This window comes from Cellulosimicrobium sp. Marseille-Q4280, from assembly GCF_943181405.1.
Taxonomy (GTDB): Bacteria; Actinomycetota; Actinomycetes; order Actinomycetales; family Cellulomonadaceae; genus Cellulosimicrobium.
This window is the reverse complement of the sequence record NZ_CALPBY010000007.1, coordinates 92,530-109,252: the sequence shown is the minus strand read 5'-3', so window position 1 is coordinate 109,252 and position 16,723 is coordinate 92,530. Positions and strand designations below refer to the sequence as shown.

The window sequence follows — 16,723 nt, the reverse complement described above, 5'->3', positions numbered from 1 at the left end:
GCCGTGGGTGCGCCCGACGCCGCGCGTCAGGCCGGGGGCGTCGGGTCGGCGGGCCGCTCGGCCGGGTTCTGCGGGGCGGCCTGGTCCGGCGCGTCCGTCGTGCCCGACGTCGGGCGCATGGCCCCGTAGCGCGGCTCGCCCGAGGGCGTGGTCCAGCGCGGGTCGGGCGTCCGGGCCGGGGGCGGCGTCGGCGCACCCTGCCCCGTGCCCGGCTGCGGTGCCGGGTGCTGGGCCGGTCCGGCCGGCGGCTGGGCCTGTCCGGCCGGGGGCGGCACCGGGGCCTGGTGCTGCGGCGGTCCGGCCGGCGTGCCCCACGTCGGGTTCGCGGGAGCGGCGGGCGCGCGGACCCCGCCGCCCTCGGGCATCCGGGCCAGGAGCTGGCGCGCGTCCCCCGCACGCTCCGTGGCGCACAGGACGGCGTACGCCGACGCGACGATCTGGCTCTGCGACGTGAAGTCGCGCTTGCCCTGGGTCAGCGCGTACGACAGCACGGAGAAGAGCAGGCCGAAGCCGGCACCGATCGCGATGCCGGTGAGCACGTAGCCGCCCGAGCCGGAGAACATGAAGAGCAGAAGGCCCACGAACAGGCCGAACCACGCCCCCGACGCCGCACCCGCGAGCGCCACGCGACCGTAGGTGAGCCGTCCGGTGACGCGCTCGACCATGCGCAGGTCGGTCCCGACGATCGTCACGACCTCGACGGCGAACTTGTTGTCCGACAGGTAGTCGACGGCCTTCTGGGCCTCGAGGTACGTCGCGTAGGACGCGATCTCCTCGCCGCGCGGCAGGGTGGGCACTCGGGGGTTGACGTTCGGGCGCGTCATGCTCATTCGCCCAGTCTGTCCTACTCGTCGGCGCAGCGCTACGGCGTGCCGGGCCGCTCGGCGCGCGCGCACGGACCGCGGCCGGCCTTCCGGCGCGCCCGGACCGGCACCTGCGTACGCTTGCCGCGTGAGTGCAGCCACCACCGTCTTCGTCGCGCGTCTTGCAGGGACCAGCGTGTTCGACCCGATCGGCGACCAGGTCGGGCGGGTGCGCGACGTCGTCGTGCTCCTGCGGCCGAAAGGGCTGCCCCGGGCCGTCGGCCTCGTCGTCGAGGTGCCCGGCCGGCGCCGCGTGTTCCTGCCGCTCACGCGGGTCACGAGCATCGACGGGGGCCAGGTCATCTCCACGGGGCTCGTCAACATGCGCCGCTTCGAGCAGCGCGCCATGGAGACGCTCGCGCTGAGCGAGCTCCTCGAGCGGAGCGTCGAGTTCGTCGACGGCTCGGGCACGGGCACCGTCGAAGACCTCGCGATCGAGCGGCAGCGGACGGGCGACTGGCTCGTCGCGAAGCTCTACGTCCGCCGGTCCGGCGAGCACAAGGGCACGCTGCGCCTGCGGCGACGAGGCGACGCCGTCGTCGTCGACACGGAGGCGGTGACCGGGCTCGCGGGGCGCACCGGAGCCGCCCAGGGCGCCGCGATGCTCCTCGCCGCGTACGACGACCTCAAGCCCGCCGACCTCGCGGACGTCATCCACGACCTCGGCGACACGAGGCGCCTCGAGGTCGCGGGCGCGCTCGACAACGAGCGCCTCGCCGACGTCCTCGAGGAGCTCCCCGAGGACGACCAGGTGGCGATCCTCTCGGGCCTGGACACGGGCCGCGCCGCGGACGTGCTCGAGGCCATGCAGCCCGACGACGCCGCCGACCTCCTGCACGAGCTGCCCGAGGCGCAGGCCGCCCAGCTGCTCGAGCTCATGGAGCCGGACGAGGCGCGCGACGTGCGGCGCCTGCTCGCGTACGCGGAGGACACCGCGGGCGGTCTCATGACGACCGAGCCGGTCGTGCTGGGGCCCGAGACGACGATCGCGACCGCGCTCGCGCAGATCCGTCGCAAGGACCTCGCGCCAGCCCTCGCGTCCATGGTGTTCGTGGCACGGCCACCGCTCGAGACGCCCACAGGCCGGTTCCTCGGCGTCGCCCACTTCCAGCGGCTGCTGCGCGAGCCCCCGCACGCCGCCGTCGGGTCGGTGCTCGACACGGACGTCGAGGGGATCGCGCCCGACGCGCCGCTCGGTCGCGTGACGCGCATCCTCGCGACGTACGACCTGCTGTGCGTCCCCGTGCTCGACTCCGAGAAGCGGCTCCTCGGCGCGATCAGCGTCGACGACGTGCTCGACCACATGCTCCCCGAGGACTGGCGCGAGACCGACGAGATCGAGGTCGAGCACAGGCCCGAGGACCCGCGACCCGGCACGGCGCCCCGCGCCCGGACGGAGGTCCCCCGTGGCTGACCGTCTCGACACGCCGAAGGCGGCACGGCGCACGCTCCTGCCCCGCAACCGCATGGACCAGGACGCCGTGGGCCGGGCGACCGAGGGCATCGCGCGGTTCCTCGGCACGCCGCGCTTCCTCATCTACCTGACGATCTTCTGCGTCCTGTGGATCGTCTGGAACTCCTGGGGACCCGAGGGGCTGCGCTTCGACTCCGCCGAGTTCGGCTTCACGGCCCTGACGCTCATGCTCTCGCTCCAGGCCTCCTACGCCGCCCCGCTCATCCTGCTCGCGCAGAACCGTCAGGACGACCGCGACCGCGTCACCGCCGAGCAGGACCGCCAGCGCGCCGAGCGCAACCTCGCCGACACCGAGTACCTGGCCCGCGAGATGGCCGCGCTGCGCATCGCGCTGAGCGAGGTCGCCACGCGCGACTTCGTGCGGTCCGAGATCCGCAACCTCCTCGAGGAGCTCGAGGAGAAGTCGGCGCGGCCGGCCGCCGACGAGGAGGGCGTGCCCCGCGACTGACGGCTCGCCCCGGCGCGACGACGGCCTACCGCGTGCCCTCCGCGGCGACGCGGCGCAGCCGGTCCACGAGCGCCCGGTCGCCGGCGACGGTGAGCCCCTCGGCGCTGCCGCGGCCCCAGAGCCACAGGTCGAGCGCCCACGCCGGCCCGGCGACCTGGGTCGTGGTGGAGCCCGGGAGGTCGACGAGCTGGGCCGTGTCGAGGTCGTAGGCGGTGCCCGACTCCGGCCCCGTCCCCGTGAACCGCCCGAACGCCAGCTCCCAGCTCCGCGGCGTCTCCCCGGGTCCGTCGACGACCACGGAGACAGTCGCGCCGTCGGGCGTGAAGACGCCCCAGCCCGGGACGCCGTCGACCATGACGGCGAGGACCTCGTCGACGCCGTCCGCAGCGACGGCAGGGTCGGCCGGCGTGACGTCGCGGCCCGCGGTGAGCTCGGCATCGGCCCGGTGGATCAGCGCCTCGTGCGCCTGGCGGCGCAGCACCCAGCCGACACGGCGCCCCTCGTCGTGCCACGACCAGCACGGCTCGTCCGGGTCTCGCCCCCGCAGCGCCGCGACGAGCCGGCTCGTGGAGCGCTGCAGCAGGGCCGGCAGCTCGGCGTCCGACTCCGGGCGCGCGAGCGGCGGCACCTCGTCGCCGTCGAGCCCCTCGCCGGGGGCCTGGCCGACGACGCGCGACCAGAAGTCCTGCACCTCGGCCAGGTGGTACATGAGGTCCGCACCCACCCACTCGGGGCACGACGGGACCCGGGCGTCGGGTGCCGCGCTCCGTGCGGCGTCGCCGAACAGCTCGCTGTCACGCACCAAGGAGGCGAGGGCGTCCATCCGTGCACCGTAGTACGGCCCGCCCCCGCCCACGCCCCAGGGCCGCCGCCCGCGGCAGGACCTCCGTCCCCGGCTCGTCACCCTGGCCCTGGCGCCGCCCGGCACCGACCTACGATGGACCCATGCCCGACGCTCCCGCAGCACCGCTCGAGGACGCGGTCCGCGCCGCCCTCGCGACCGTCCTCGACCCGGAGATCCGCCGTCCCGTCACGGACCTCGGGATGGTCCGCTCGGTCGACACCGAGGAGCGCGACGGGCTCGGGACGCTCGTCACCGTCGGTGTGGACCTCACCGTCGCGACGTGCCCGATGCGCGACACCCTCGTGCGCGACGTGGACGCCGCCGTCCGTGCGGTGGACGGGGTCGCGGACGTGCGCGTCGACCTGGGGGTCATGAGCGCCGAGCAGCGCACCGAGCTGCGCACGATGCTCCGCGGCGGCGTCGGCGAGCCGGTGATCCCGTTCGCGCAGCCCGACTCGCTGACGAAGGTGTACGCGATCGCGTCGGGCAAGGGCGGCGTCGGCAAGTCGTCCGTGACCGCCAACCTCGCCGTCGCGCTCGCCGCGGACGGGCTGTCCGTCGGCGTCGTCGACGCCGACATCTACGGCTTCTCGATCCCGCGCATGCTCGGGGTCGACCGCCAGCCCACGCGCGTCGACTCGATGCTCCTGCCGCCCGTCGCGCACGGCGTCAAGGTCGTCTCGATCGGCATGTTCGTGCCCGCCGGACAGCCGGTCGTGTGGCGCGGGCCGATGCTGCACCGCGCTCTCCAGCAGTTCCTCGCGGACGTGTACTGGGGCGACCTCGACGTCCTCCTGCTCGACCTCCCGCCCGGCACGGGCGACATCGCGATCTCCGTCGCGCAGCTCCTGCCGGGCAGCGAGATCGTCGTGGTGACGACGCCGCAGGTCGCGGCGGCGGAGGTCGCCGAGCGGGCCGGCTCGGTGGCCACGCAGACGCAGCAGGGCGTCGTCGGCGTCGTCGAGAACATGTCGTGGCTCGAGCAGCCGGACGGTTCGCGGCTCGAGCTCTTCGGGTCCGGCGGCGGCGAGCGCGTGGCGCGGAACCTGTCGCGCGCAGTGGGCTCCGACGTCCCGCTGCTCGGCCAGGTCCCGCTCGACGTGTCGCTGCGCGAGGCGGGCGACGGCGGCACGCCCGTCGTGCTCTCCGACCCCGGTTCCGCGGCGGCGGTCGCTCTGGCCGACGTCGCCCGCAGCCTGGCCCGACGTCCGCGCGGCCTCGCGGGTCGTCGCCTCGGGGTCTCCGTCGTCTGACCCCGTCCCGGGCGCCGGACAGGACGCCCTGGTCGGCGCGCCACGGGATGGTATAGCCTCTCCCCCAATTCGCCAGGGGGCGGCCCCTCGGGGCCGGAAAGAGGGGGTCGACCGTGCCGTCGCCGACCGCACGTCTGAGACGTGCACCGGGACCCTGCCTGCTGGACGCGACGACGCCCGCGGACGCCGCCCCGGTGACGGCATGGGATCGCTCCCGCCCGGGCCGTCGACACGGCGCGACGTTGCGCGCACATGACCCGGGGCGCACGCGAGCCCGACGAATCTCCTCCCGAGGGATGAGGACGGCGGTCCTCGGACCGCCCTAGCCTCGGGCCGGGCCGCCATCGTCGGCGCCCCGCCCGTTCCGCCGTCACTGGCCGTCCCGTCCTCACAGGAGCCCGCTCGTGGGTATCACCCGCCGGTTCGTCTTCCCCGCCCTGCGCCTCGTGGTGTGGGGAGTCATCGCCGTCTCGCTCGCCGTCATCGCGTTCCGGTCGGCGCCCGAACCCCCGCCGGACCCGGCGACGCCCTCCGCGCAGCTCGTCGAGCCGCAGGTCGCCGTCGCGACGGGAGACATCGTCAACACCGTCACCGTCACGGGGCAGATCGTCGCCGACCCCGCGACCACCCAGAAGGTGACGCAGCGCGGGACGGTCACCGCGGTGCACGCGAAGCCCGGCGACGTCGTGGCCGCCGGCGCTGCCCTGCTCGAGGTGACGCTCACGGAGCCCCAGGAGCCCTTCACGAAGACCGATCCCGAGACGGGCGAGGTCACCGTCACCGAGCGCAGGCCGAAGGTCACGCGCGAGACCGTCCCCGCCACGACAGCCGGCACCGTCGCGACCTTCACGGCCCTCGTGGACCAGGAGGTCGCGGTCGGCGACGACTTCGCCACGATCTCCCCCGGGACGCTGTCCGCCACCGGTTCGCTCCTGGCCGACCAGCAGTTCCGCCTCCTGCAGATCCCGACCGAGGCGACCGTCACCGTGACCGGCGGGCCGGCACCCTTCACGTGCACGGGACTGCGCATGGGCGCGGCCGCCACGGCGTCGGGCGAGGCGGAGGACCCTGCAGCCGACCCGGCCTCGGCGGGGGGATCCGCGTCGGTCACGTGCGCGGTCCCCGGCGACGTGACGGTGTTCGCCGGGCTCGCCGCTCAGCTGGAGATCACCGCCGGAGCGGCGGAGGGCGCCCTCGTGCTCCCGGTGACCGCGGTCCTCGGGAGGGTCGAGCAGGGCAAGGTGTGGGTCCTCGGCGAGGAGGGTGAGCCCGAGGAGCGGCCGGTCACGCTCGGCCTCACCGACGGTGCGCAGGTCCAGATCGTCGAGGGACTCGCCGAGGGCGACGAGGTCCTCGAGTTCGTCCCGGGCCAGGACGTCGCCCCCGTCGAGGGCGGCGCGACCGGCGAGGTCTTCGTCGGATGAGCCTCCTCGAGCTGCACGGGGTGACGCGCTCCGTCCGGCTGCCCGACGACCGGGTCCTGGAGATCCTGCGGGGCGTGGACCTCACGGTCGACGCCGGGGAGCACGTGTCGATCGTCGGCCGGTCCGGCACCGGCAAGTCCACGCTGCTCAACCTCCTCGGCCTCCTCGACTCCCCGACCGAGGGCGAGCTGCTGCTCGACGGCGCCCCGGTCGGTCGGTCGTCCGGGCGCGCCCGGGCGCGGCGGCGCGGCGCCGACTTCGGCTTCGTGTTCCAGCAGTTCAACCTGCTGCAGGGCCGCACGGCCCTCGAGAACGTGGTCGCGCCGCTGCTCTACGCACGCGGTCGCCAGTTCTGGCGCCGACGCACCCTGGCGGCGGAGATGCTCGAGCGCGTCGGGCTGGGCGACCGGCTCGACACCCGCCCGGAGAAGCTCTCGGGCGGCGAGCAGCAGCGCGTCGCCATCGCGCGCGCGCTGGTCCGCGTCCCCCGCGTCATCCTCGCCGACGAGCCGACGGGAGCGCTCGACGTCGACACGGGCACCGAGGTCATGGACCTGCTCGACACGATCGCCCGGGAGAACGGCTCCGCGCTCGTCACCATCACGCACGACCTCGCGGTCGCCTCACGTGCCTCCCGCCAGTTCCGCCTCGCCGACGGCGTGCTCACCCCCATCGCGATCAGCGCCCGCAGCGCCGGGTCGCTCGGGGCGCTCGCAGCCCTGTCCGAGGGCGCGACGCGCAGCCTTGAGGCCGGCCCGTCGGTCGGCGACGCCTCGATCGGCGATCCGACGGTCGACCGCACCGACGACGACGACCAGGCCGAGCACGTCGCCCGCCCCCTGCTCGTCGAGAGCTCCGGCGTCCGCGCGGGGGACGCCGCATGACCGGTCTCGTGGGCGCCGTCATCGAGGCCTGGGAGGAGCTGCGGGTCCACAGGCTGCGCGTGCTGCTCGCCCTCGTCGGCGTCGCCGTCGCCGTGTGCGCGATCACGACGATCTCCGCGGCGGGCGCGATGCTGCGGCAGGTGTCCGCCGAGACCACCGAGCGCGACGGCGGTCGCCCTGCCTCGCTGAACGTCTCCGCCTGGCCCCTGGGCGCCGAGCAGCCCTCTCCCGACGAGTACGCCGCCGTGTTCGACGAGATCGTCGAGCGCTACCAGGTCGAGCACACGTCGCTGCGCACGACGAGCCCGGCCACCATGCGGTTCCCCGAGGGCTCGCTGGAGGTGTGGACCAACGGCGTCGAGCCCGGGTGGGCCCTCATGCACCGTTTCGAGGTGGAGTCGGGCCGGTGGCTCACCGACGCGGACGCGGACCGCCTGTCTCCCGCGCTCGTCGTGAACCAGACCTTCCTCGACGCGATGGGCGGCGTCCGCGTCGCCGACCACCCCACCGTCACCATCGGCGGCGCCAACCCGGTGGTGGCCACCGTCGTCGGCTCCTACCCGGACCCCTGGCCCGGCATGCAGCCCGAGGCCTACGTGCTGGTCAGCGCCCAGGCACGGTGGGCGACGCCCGAGTCCCTCATGACGAGCGGACCGCCGTCGCTCGAGCTGTGGGTCCCGCCCGACCTCGCCGACCCGCTCACGGACGCGATCCGGCGCGACGTCGCCGCCGCGATCCCGGGGACGCAGGTCGACGTCTACCGCATGGACTCCCCCGCCTACGACGTCGTCGACGGTGCGATCCGCTGGGTGGTGATCGGCGTGAGCGCGATCGCGCTCCTTCTCGGCGGCCTCGGGCTCGTGAACATCGGCCTCGTCACCGTGCGCTACCGCATCCGCGAGATCGGGATCCGCCGCAGCTTCGGCGCGAGCTCCGGGCGCGTGTTCTTCTCCGTGCTCATGGAGAGCGTCGTCGCGACCCTCGTCGCGGGCGTGGTCGGCGTGAGCGTCGCCGTCGTGGCGCTCCACAACGTGCCGATCGACCAGCTCATGGGCTCCGCCGTCCAGGACCGACCCGCCTTCCCCGTGTCGGCCGCGGTCACCGGGCTGCTCGCCGCGGCCGCCGTCGGGGCGGTCGCCGGGCTGGTCCCGGCGCTCGTGGCGGTCCGGGTCAAGGTGATCGACGCGATCCGCTACTGAGAGCTCTCGCTGTCGGCCACCCTTCGGTGTTCAAACATGTTGGATCGTGTTGGATTTATCCAGCCGGCTGGACAATACTGTCAACATGCTCGCCTCACAGCGCCACGAACGGATCCTCGCGGAGGTCCGCGCGAGCGGTGCCGTCCGGATCGGCGACCTGACCCGGGACCTCGGCGTCTCGGACATGACGATCCGGCGGGACCTCCTCGAGCTGGCGGACCAGGGCCTGGTCCGCAAGGTGCACGGGGGCGCGGTGGCGCCGCACACCACCTCGCACGAACCCGGGTTCGCGGCGAAGCGGACCCGTGAGGCGGACGAGAAGCAGGCGATCGCCGAGGCGGCCGCCCGCCTCGTCGTGCCCGGGTCGTCCATCGCCCTGAGCGCGGGCACCACGACCCACCTGCTCGCCGCGCAGATCGCCGCCTCGCCCGCGCTGCGCCCGCTCACCGTCGTCACGAACTCGCTGCCCGTCGCCGAGACGCTGCACCGCGCCGGCGACCCCCGGCTGGAGACGATCCTCACCGGGGGGTCGCGCACGCCGTCGGACGCGCTCGTCGGGCCGCTCGCCGAGGCCGCCCTCGCCGGGCTCCGCGTCGACCAGACGTTCCTCGGCACCCACGGCATCGACCCGGACGTCGGTCTCACCACGCCGAACCTCGACGAGGCGGCGACCAACCGCGCGCTCATCGACGCGGCAGGACGCACCGTCGTCCTCGCCGACCACACGAAGTGGCACACCACCGGGCTGCGCGTCTTCGCGTCGTTCGCGGACGTCGACGTGCTCGTCACCGACTCCGCGCTCCCCGCCGGTGAGCAGGACCGGGTGCGCGACCTCGTCGAGCAGCTCGTCCTCGCCTGAGCCCGGTGCCCGCACCCGGCATCCCAGAACCCTCCCCACCGACGGAAGTCCTCGCACCCATGAACCAGCACCTGCGACGCACCGCGACGCACCTCGCCGACGGCCGCGACCTCGTCTACTTCGACGACTCGCCCGAGTACGTCTCGGGCGAGCGCACGCGCCGCCTCGACGACCCGCGCCCGCTGCCCGACCGGTTCGCCCCGGTCCCGGGACCGGACGGCGTGGCTCACCCGTACTCGGGCCCGGAGATGCGCCTCGACCCGCTGACGGGCGACTGGATCCCGATGGCGGCGCACCGCATGAACCGCACGTTCCTCCCGGCCGCGGACTCGTGCCCGCTGTGCCCCGCGCGGCCCGGCAGCGCCTACTCGGACGGCGAGATCCCCGACACGGACTACGACGTCGCGGTGTTCGAGAACCGCTTCCCCTCGCTCCAGCGCGTCCCCGGCATCGGCGACGAGCGCGTCCAGGACGCGCCCCTGCAGGTCCACGGCCCGGCGGCCGGCCGGTGCGAGGTGGTGTGCTTCTCGAGCGACCACCACACGTCCTTCGGAGCCCTCCCCCCGCAGCGCGTCCGCACGATCATCGACGCGTGGGCCGACCGCACGGCCGCGCTCGGGCAGGTCCCCGGCGTCGAGCAGGTCTTCTGCTTCGAGAACCGCGGCCAGGAGATCGGCGTCACGCTGCACCACCCGCACGGACAGATCTACGGGTACCCGTACGTCACCCCGCGCACGCGCGCCCTGCTCACCCAGGCACGCGCCCACCACGAGCGCACGGGCCGCAACCTGCTGCGCGATGTCCTCGACTCCGAGCTCGCCGACGGGCGCCGCGTGGTCCTCGAGACGGAGCACTGGGTCGCGTACGTGCCGTACGCGGCGAAGTGGCCCGTCGAGGTGCACCTCGCGCCGCGCCGCGACGTGCCCGACCTGCCCGCGCTGACCGACGCCGAGCGCGACGACCTCGCGGCCACCTACCTCGAGCTCCTCCGGCGGCTCGACCGGTTCTTCGAGACCGCCGACGGCGACCCCATCCCCCTCCCGTACATCGCCGCCTGGCACCAGGCTCCGGCGCACGAGGGACGGTCGGTCGCCGACGGCGGCACCGACGAGGTCACGCTCACGCGCCTGCACCTGCAGGTCTTCTCGGTGCTGCGCGCCCCCGGCAAGCTCAAGTACCTGGCGGGCTCCGAGTCCGGCATGGGCGCGTGGATCAGCGACACGACCCCCGAGCGGGTCGCCGCGCGCCTGCAGGAGCTCGCCCCCGCGGGCACCGCGCGCGGCTGGGTCCCCGCCTGGGACGAGGCTGCGGGCGCCGCCCGTGCCCGCACGGTGTTCACCGAGGCGTTCGGCACGGGCGACGGCGGGAGCGACGACGGCGACGGCCTGCGCGTGTGGAGCGCGCCCGGCCGGGTCAACCTCATCGGCGAGCACACGGACTACAACGCCGGCCTGTGCCTGCCCATCGCGCTGCCGCACCGCACGTACGTCGCGCTGCGCCCGCGCACCGACGGCGTGGTGCGGCTCGCCTCCGCGCAGGCTCCCGGCGAGGTCTGGGAGATGCCTCTCGACGACGTCACGCCCGGCGCGGTCGCCGGCTGGGGCGCGTACGTCGCCGGCGTCGCCTGGGCGCTGCGCGAGCACCTCGCCGCCACCGGAGCGGACCCCGCGGCGGTCCCCGGGTTCGACGCCGCGGTCGACTCGTGCGTGCCGTTCGGCGCCGGGCTGTCGTCGTCGGCCGCGCTCGAGTGCGCGGTGGCCGTCGCGCTCGACGACGTCGCGGGGCTGGGCCTCGCGGCGTCCGACGCCGGCCGTGCGACCCTCGCGACGGCGTGCATCCGCGCCGAGAACGAGATCGCCGGGGCGCCGACCGGAGGCATGGACCAGTCCGCGTCGTTGCGCGCCCAGGTCGGGCACGCCCTCCTCCTCGACTGCCGCCCCGGGCTCGACCCCGCGCAGTCCGCGGAGCAGGAACCGTTCGACCTCGAGGCCGCAGGCCTGGCCGTGCTCGTCATGGACACGCGCGCCGAGCACCAGCTCGTCGACGGGCAGTACGCCCAGCGGCGCGACACCTGCGAGGCGGCGGCGCAGAGCCTGGGGCTCGCCTCGCTCCGCGAGCTCGCCGACGCCGCGGCGGCGTCCGACGACCCCGCGGGCGCGCTCGACGTCGCGCTCGACAAGCTGCCGGACGACGTCTCCCGCCGCCGGGTGCGCCACGTCGTCACCGAGATCGGCCGCGTCCGCGACCTCGTCGCGCTCCTGCAGGACGGCCGCGTCGGCGAGATCGGGCCGCTCATGAACGCGTCGCACGCGTCGCTGCGCGACGACTACGAGGTGTCGAGCGTCGAGCTCGACGTCGCCGTCGAGGCCGCACGCGTCGCCGGCGCCCTGGGCGCCCGGATGACCGGCGGCGGATTCGGTGGCTCGGCGATCGCGCTCGTCGCGGCCGACCGTGCCGAGGCCGTCGCCGACGCCGTGCGCGCCGCGTTCGAGCGCGAGGGCTTCGGCGCCCCCGGCTTCCTCCTCGCCGTCCCCTCGGCACCGGCGGACGCCGTCGGCTGAGCGAACGGGCCGGGCCGTGGGCGCGCATCGGCGAGTGCGCGCAGAGGGCGCTCAGGGCCGGAGGGGCGGCCGCCCCGGAGAGCCCTGAGCGCCTGGTGCCATCGCGCAGTCAGAGCACGGAGGTCAGAGGTCGTACGTGACGACGAGCGGCGCGTGGTCGCTCCAGCGCTCCTCGTGCGACGCCGCACGGTCGACCTCGACCTTGACCGCGCGCTCGGCGAGCGCGGGCGTCGCGAGCTGGTAGTCGATGCGCCAGCCGGAGTCGTTGTCGAACGCACGGCCGCGCCACGACCACCAGGTGAACGGACCGGGGCCCTCGCCGCCGTGCGCGCGCCCGAGGTCGACGAGTCCGATCTCGTCGAGCCACGTGTCGACGTACGCGCGCTCCTCGGGGAGGAAGCCCGCGCTCTTCAGGTTGCCCTTCCAGTTCTTGATGTCGGCGTTGCGGTGGGCGATGTTGAGGTCGCCCGCGAGGACGGCGCGACGCCCGTCGGCGGCGAGCTCGCGCAGGCGCGTCGTGACCCGCTCGAGGTAGGCGTACTTCTGCGTCATCGTCTCGGGCTGCGACACCGTGCCTGAGTGGATGTAGGCGCTGACGACGGTCAGCGTCGACCCGTCGGGAAGGTCGAGGTCGGCCTCGACCCAGCGGCCGGTGTCGACGGGCGCCTCGGGCCCGTCCGCGCCGAGCCCGACGCGCACCGCGTGCACGGGGAGCCGCGAGGCGACGGCCACCCCGGCACGGCCCTTGAGGTCGCACGCCTGGTGCGCGACGTGCCAGCCCTCGAGGAGCTCGTGGACGACGGAGTCGGGGGCACGCACCTCCTGCAGGAGGAGCACGTCGGGGGTCCGGGTGTCGATCCAGGCGTCCATGCCCCGCCGGACGGCGGCGCGGATCCCGTTGACGTTGGCGGTGGCGACGGTGAGCAAGCGGAGGTCCTTCCTCGATGGCGGAGCGCACGCGATCACGACGGCCGCGAGGCACCGGGACATCCCATCACGGACCGCCCACGGCGCGGTCAGCGCGCGACCGTGGCCCCGCTCACGTCGGCGGCCGCGGCCACCGGACGGAACCGGCCGGCGAGGACCGCGGACACCGCGGCGAGCACCGCGAGGACCGCGAACCCTGCGCGCAGCTGGTCCGCCGTCGCGAAGACTCCCGTGAGCACCCCGCCGAGCACGGCACCGACGTAGGTGAACACGTTGAGCCGCGCGACGGCGCGGTCCGTCACGGACTCCACGGTGCCGTCGGCCGCCGCCGCCGGAGAGCCCGTCCCTGTCCCCCGTGCCGCCGCGACCGCCTCGCGCGCACGATCACCTGCGGCCGAGAACGCGAGCGGCGCGACGACGCCCAGCCCGAGCCCCGTCACCGCGAGTCCGAGCACCGCCACGGGCCAGCCCGGCGCCGCGGCGACCGCGAGGAAGCCCAGCGCGCCCAGCGCGCCGCCCCACCGCACGACCCGCACGCGACCCAGCCGCTCGACGAGCCGGTCCCCGGTGAGCCGCGACACGATGAGGGTCGCCTGGTAGGCGGCGTACCCGAGCGGTGCGACGACGGCGCTCGCCGCGAGCACGTCGCGCAGGAACGTAGCGCTCCAGCTGGAGATCGCCGAGTCGGCGACGGGGAACGCGACCATCGCGACCCCGAGCAGCGCGATCGTCCCGGCGGCCACGCGCGCACCCGGCGCTGCCGCGTCGTGCTCGCCCTGCGGGGCGTCGGGCGCCGGTGTCCGCGCTGCCCCGGGTGCGCCGTCGGGCGCCCGTCCACGCTCGCCCACCAGACGTGACGAGAGGACGACTGCCGCCACGGCGACGACGGCCGCGACGAGCGGCAGCGCGACCGGCTGCCCCAGCCCGACGAGCGCCGCACCGGACACGGCGAGAGCCCCGAGCACGCCGCCCGCGGCGTTGGCCGCGTAGAACGACGCGAGCAGACTGCGCCCGTAGGCCCGCTCGACGTCGATGCCCTGCATGTTCATCGCCGCGTCGACCGTGCCGAGCGCGACGCCGTACGCCGCGAGCGCGGCGAAGAAGAGCGGCCACGTGGGCGCCGCGCCGGCGCCCGCGATGCCCAGCGCCGCGAGCAGGAGGCCGCCCACCACGGCGACGCGCGACCCACGACGGGCGGACACCGTCCCCGACAGGGCGCTGCCCAGCCCGGCGCACACGCACACGCCGAGCACGACGAGCGTGACGACGTCGTCCCCCATCCCGAGGCGGTCCTTGTACCCGGGGATGCTCGTGAGGACGACGGCGAACCCCCCGCCCTGGACCGCGTACGCGGCGGTGACGGCGACCCGGGTGCGGCGGGCCGGGGCCGCGACGGCGCTGCTCATGGGCGCACCCTAGCGCCCCGCGTCAGGCGAAGGAGCGCTCCGCGGTGTCGACGACGTTGGCGAGCAGCATGGCGCGCGTCATCGGGCCGACGCCGCCCGGGTTGGGCGAGAGCCAGCCCGCGACCTCGGCGACGCCGGGGTCGACGTCGCCGCGCAGGCGGGCCTTGCCTGTCTCGGGCTCGACGACGCGGCTCACGCCGACGTCGAGCACGACGGCGCCCCGCTTGACGTGCGCGGGCTTGACGAAGCCCGCGACGCCGGCGGCCGCGATGATGACGTCGGCACCCTGCAGGTGGGCGACGACGTCGCGCGTCCCGGTGTGCGTGAGGGTCACGGTCGCGTTGATCTCCCGGCGCGTCAGGAGCAGGCCGATCGAGCGGCCGACGGTGGTGCCGCGCCCGACGACCACGACGTCCTTGCCCGCGAGCTCGATGCCGTGCCGGCGCACGAGCTCGATGATCCCGGCGGGCGTGCACGGCAAGGGCGAGGTCACGGCCTCGTTGACGCGCAGCACGAGGCGGCCGAGGTTGGTGGGGTGCAGGCCGTCGGCGTCCTTGTCGGGGTCGATCCGCTCGAGCACCGCGTTCGTGTCGACGCCGCGCGGCAGCGGCAGCTGGACGATGTAGCCGGTGCACGCCGGGCTGGCGTTGAGGCGGTCGATCGCTGCCTCGACGTCGGCCTGCGTCGCGTCGGCGGGCAGGTCCTCGCGGATCGACTCGATGCCGACCTCGGCGCAGTCGCGGTGCTTGCCCGCGACGTAGGACACGGACCCGGGGTCCTCGCCGACGAGGATCGTCCCCAGCCCGGGGACGACCCCGCGGTCACGCAGCGCGGCGACGCGCGACCGGAGCTCGGACTTGATGGTGGCGGCGGTGGCCTTGCCGTCGAGGATCTGTGCGGTCATGCTCGGGCCTCCGGGTGGCGTGCGGCGGGATGACGTTGGCAGGACGGGTGGTCTGCGGCGGCCTGCGTGACGCAGGGCCTCGCGCGGGTTCGTCCGACGGGCGGGTCGACGACCCGCCCGTCGGACGGACTGCCACGGACGAAGGACTACTGCTGCAGGTCCGGGTACAGCGGGAAGTCCGCGGTGAGCGCCTCGACGCGGCGACGCAGGCCCTCGACGTCGGCCGCGGAACCCTCGCGCAGCGCCGTCGCGATGATCTCCGCGACCTCCGTGAACTCGGCGTCGCCGAAGCCGCGCGTGGCGAGCGCGGGCGTGCCGATGCGCAGGCCGGACGTGACGCGCGGCGGGCGCGGGTCGAACGGCACGGCGTTGCGGTTCACGGTGATGCCGACCTCGTGCAGGAGGTCCTCGGCCTGCTGGCCGTCGAGCGCGCTGTGACGCAGGTCGACGAGCACGAGGTGGACGTCGGTGCCGCCGGTGAGGACGGACACGCCGGCCTCGGCGACGTCGGCCTGGGCGAGGCGGTCGGCGATGATGCTCGCGCCGCGCAGCGTGCGCTCCTGGCGGTCCTTGAAGTCGTCGGACGCGGCGATCTTGAACGACACGGCCTTGGCGGCGACGACGTGCATGAGCGGGCCGCCCTGCTGGCCCGGGAACACGGCGGAGTCGATCTTCTTGGCGTACTCCTCCTTGCTCAGGATGAAGCCGGAGCGCGGGCCGCCGATGGTCTTGTGCACGGTGGAGGACACGACGTCCGCGAACGGCACCGGGGACGGGTGCAGGCCCGCGGCGACGAGGCCCGCGAAGTGCGCCATGTCGACCCAGAGCTTCGCGCCGACCTCGTCCGCGATCTCGCGGAAGGCCGCGAAGTCGAGGTGACGGGGGTAGGCGGACCAGCCGCCGATGATGACGTCGGGGCGCGTCTCGAGCGCCTGCTTGCGCACCTCGTCCATCTCGATGCGGTACGACTGCGGGTCCACGCCGTACGCCGCGACGTCGTACAGCTTGCCGGAGAAGTTGATCTTCATGCCGTGCGTGAGGTGGCCGCCGTGGGCGAGCTCGAGGCCGAGGATCTTGTCGCCCTTGTTGATGAGGGCGTGCAGCACGGCCGCGTTCGCGGTGGCACCGGAGTGCGGCTGGACGTTGGCGTGCTCGGCACCGAAGAGGGCCTTGGCGCGGGCGATCGCGAGGTTCTCGGCGACGTCGACCTGCTCGCAGCCACCGTAGTAGCGGCGGCCGGGGTAGCCCTCGGCGTACTTGTTGGTGAGGACCGAGCCCTGCGCCTGCAGGACGGCGCGCGGGACGAAGTTCTCCGACGCGATCATCTCGAGCGTGTCGCGCTGGCGCGCGAGCTCGCCGTCGAGTACCGCGGCGATCTCCGGGTCGAGCTCGGCGAGCGGGGTGTTCAGGACGGTCTGCGACGGGCGGTCAACGGGCTGGGCGCTCATGGCGTCTCCTCGCGGTCTGGGCAGCGGTGTCTCGGTGGAGATGCTTGTCGGTCGGTGGCATCCGGTCCGCAACCGGGTACGCACCCACCAAGGGGTGACCCGGGGCCCAGGCGAACGACCCGTCGTCTGCACAGCGTGCCGCTCCCCGGTGGTGATCCACCATCCCCGCTCGAACGGCAGGGTGCGCCAGTCGCGACGCGCACGATCCTAACCCACTCCGCACGCCCCG

14 protein-coding genes, 1 pseudogene and 1 riboswitch are annotated in these 16,723 nt (G+C 74.7%); of the genes and pseudogenes, 9 read left to right on the top strand and 6 right to left on the bottom strand.

The window, feature by feature from the left end:
* Nucleotides 1-26 precede the first annotated feature (26 nt).
* A complete protein-coding gene (locus NFS20_RS17745) occupies nt 27-830 on the bottom strand; it encodes a general stress protein (protein WP_251153137.1) in 804 nt (267 codons plus the stop codon).
* Between the two features lie 121 nt (nt 831-951).
* Between NFS20_RS17745 and NFS20_RS17740 the strand changes: the two genes are divergently transcribed.
* Both NFS20_RS17740 and NFS20_RS17735 read left to right on the top strand, forming a co-directional pair.
* Complete coding sequence (locus NFS20_RS17740) at nt 952-2,277, top strand: magnesium transporter MgtE N-terminal domain-containing protein (protein ID WP_251153136.1); 1,326 nt, start codon at nt 952-954, stop codon at nt 2,275-2,277.
* On the top strand, nt 2,270-2,785 hold the full coding sequence (locus tag NFS20_RS17735; RefSeq protein WP_251153135.1) for a DUF1003 domain-containing protein: 516 nt from the start codon (nt 2,270-2,272) through the stop codon (nt 2,783-2,785). The genes NFS20_RS17740 and NFS20_RS17735 overlap by 8 nt, the downstream gene beginning before the upstream one ends.
* Nucleotides 2,786-2,810: 25 nt before the next feature.
* Here NFS20_RS17735 and NFS20_RS17730 read toward each other — a convergent pair whose 3' ends face one another.
* Nucleotides 2,811-3,608 carry a maleylpyruvate isomerase N-terminal domain-containing protein gene (locus tag NFS20_RS17730; protein ID WP_251153134.1) on the bottom strand — a complete coding sequence of 266 codons (798 nt, stop codon included), beginning with the start codon at nt 3,606-3,608 and terminating at the stop codon, nt 2,811-2,813.
* 122 nt (nt 3,609-3,730) lie between these two features.
* Here NFS20_RS17730 and NFS20_RS17725 point away from each other — a divergent pair, with 122 nt between their 5' ends.
* The 7 genes and pseudogenes from NFS20_RS17725 to galK all read left to right on the top strand — a co-directional run bounded on the left by NFS20_RS17725 (nt 3,731) and on the right by galK (nt 11,809).
* A complete protein-coding gene (locus NFS20_RS17725) occupies nt 3,731-4,882 on the top strand; it encodes an Mrp/NBP35 family ATP-binding protein (RefSeq protein WP_251153133.1) in 1,152 nt (383 codons plus the stop codon).
* Nucleotides 4,883-5,286: 404 nt separating this feature from the next.
* The gene (locus NFS20_RS17720; protein ID WP_251153132.1) at nt 5,287-6,306 is read left to right on the top strand and encodes a permuted SH3 domain-containing protein; all 1,020 of its coding nucleotides are present in this window, start codon (nt 5,287-5,289) and stop codon (nt 6,304-6,306) included.
* The gene (locus tag NFS20_RS17715; protein WP_251153131.1) at nt 6,303-7,190 is read left to right on the top strand and encodes an ABC transporter ATP-binding protein; all 888 of its coding nucleotides are present in this window, start codon (nt 6,303-6,305) and stop codon (nt 7,188-7,190) included. The genes NFS20_RS17720 and NFS20_RS17715 overlap by 4 nt, the downstream gene beginning before the upstream one ends.
* On the top strand, nt 7,187-8,389 hold the full coding sequence (locus tag NFS20_RS17710; protein ID WP_251153130.1) for an ABC transporter permease: 1,203 nt from the start codon (nt 7,187-7,189) through the stop codon (nt 8,387-8,389). Before NFS20_RS17715 ends, NFS20_RS17710 begins: the two co-directional genes overlap by 4 nt.
* Nucleotides 8,390-8,474: 85 nt before the next feature.
* The gene (locus NFS20_RS17705; protein WP_251153129.1) at nt 8,475-9,248 is read left to right on the top strand and encodes a DeoR/GlpR family DNA-binding transcription regulator; all 774 of its coding nucleotides are present in this window, start codon (nt 8,475-8,477) and stop codon (nt 9,246-9,248) included.
* A gap of 59 nt (nt 9,249-9,307) precedes the next feature.
* Nucleotides 9,308-10,510: pseudogene (gene galT / locus NFS20_RS17700) on the top strand (galactose-1-phosphate uridylyltransferase); the annotation flags it as partial.
* Between the two features lie 69 nt (nt 10,511-10,579).
* Nucleotides 10,580-11,809 carry a galactokinase gene (gene galK, locus NFS20_RS17695; RefSeq protein ID WP_251153348.1) on the top strand — a complete coding sequence of 410 codons (1,230 nt, stop codon included), beginning with the start codon at nt 10,580-10,582 and terminating at the stop codon, nt 11,807-11,809.
* Between the two features lie 123 nt (nt 11,810-11,932).
* Here galK and NFS20_RS17690 read toward each other — a convergent pair whose 3' ends face one another.
* The 4 genes from NFS20_RS17690 to glyA form a co-directional block, all read right to left on the bottom strand.
* On the bottom strand, nt 11,933-12,736 hold the full coding sequence (locus tag NFS20_RS17690; RefSeq protein ID WP_251153128.1) for an exodeoxyribonuclease III: 804 nt from the start codon (nt 12,734-12,736) through the stop codon (nt 11,933-11,935).
* An 89-nt stretch (nt 12,737-12,825) separates the two neighbouring features.
* Complete coding sequence (locus NFS20_RS17685; protein ID WP_251153127.1) at nt 12,826-14,142, bottom strand: MFS transporter; 1,317 nt, start codon at nt 14,140-14,142, stop codon at nt 12,826-12,828.
* Between the two features lie 22 nt (nt 14,143-14,164).
* Nucleotides 14,165-15,046, bottom strand: coding sequence for a bifunctional methylenetetrahydrofolate dehydrogenase/methenyltetrahydrofolate cyclohydrolase (locus NFS20_RS17680; RefSeq protein ID WP_251153126.1), 882 nt, complete (start codon nt 15,044-15,046; stop codon nt 14,165-14,167).
* 146 nt (nt 15,047-15,192) lie between these two features.
* A complete protein-coding gene (gene glyA / locus NFS20_RS17675) occupies nt 15,193-16,494 on the bottom strand; it encodes a serine hydroxymethyltransferase (protein WP_251153125.1) in 1,302 nt (433 codons plus the stop codon).
* Between the two features lie 97 nt (nt 16,495-16,591).
* Nucleotides 16,592-16,698: riboswitch (ZMP/ZTP riboswitch) on the bottom strand.
* Nucleotides 16,699-16,723: the final 25 nt, after the last annotated feature.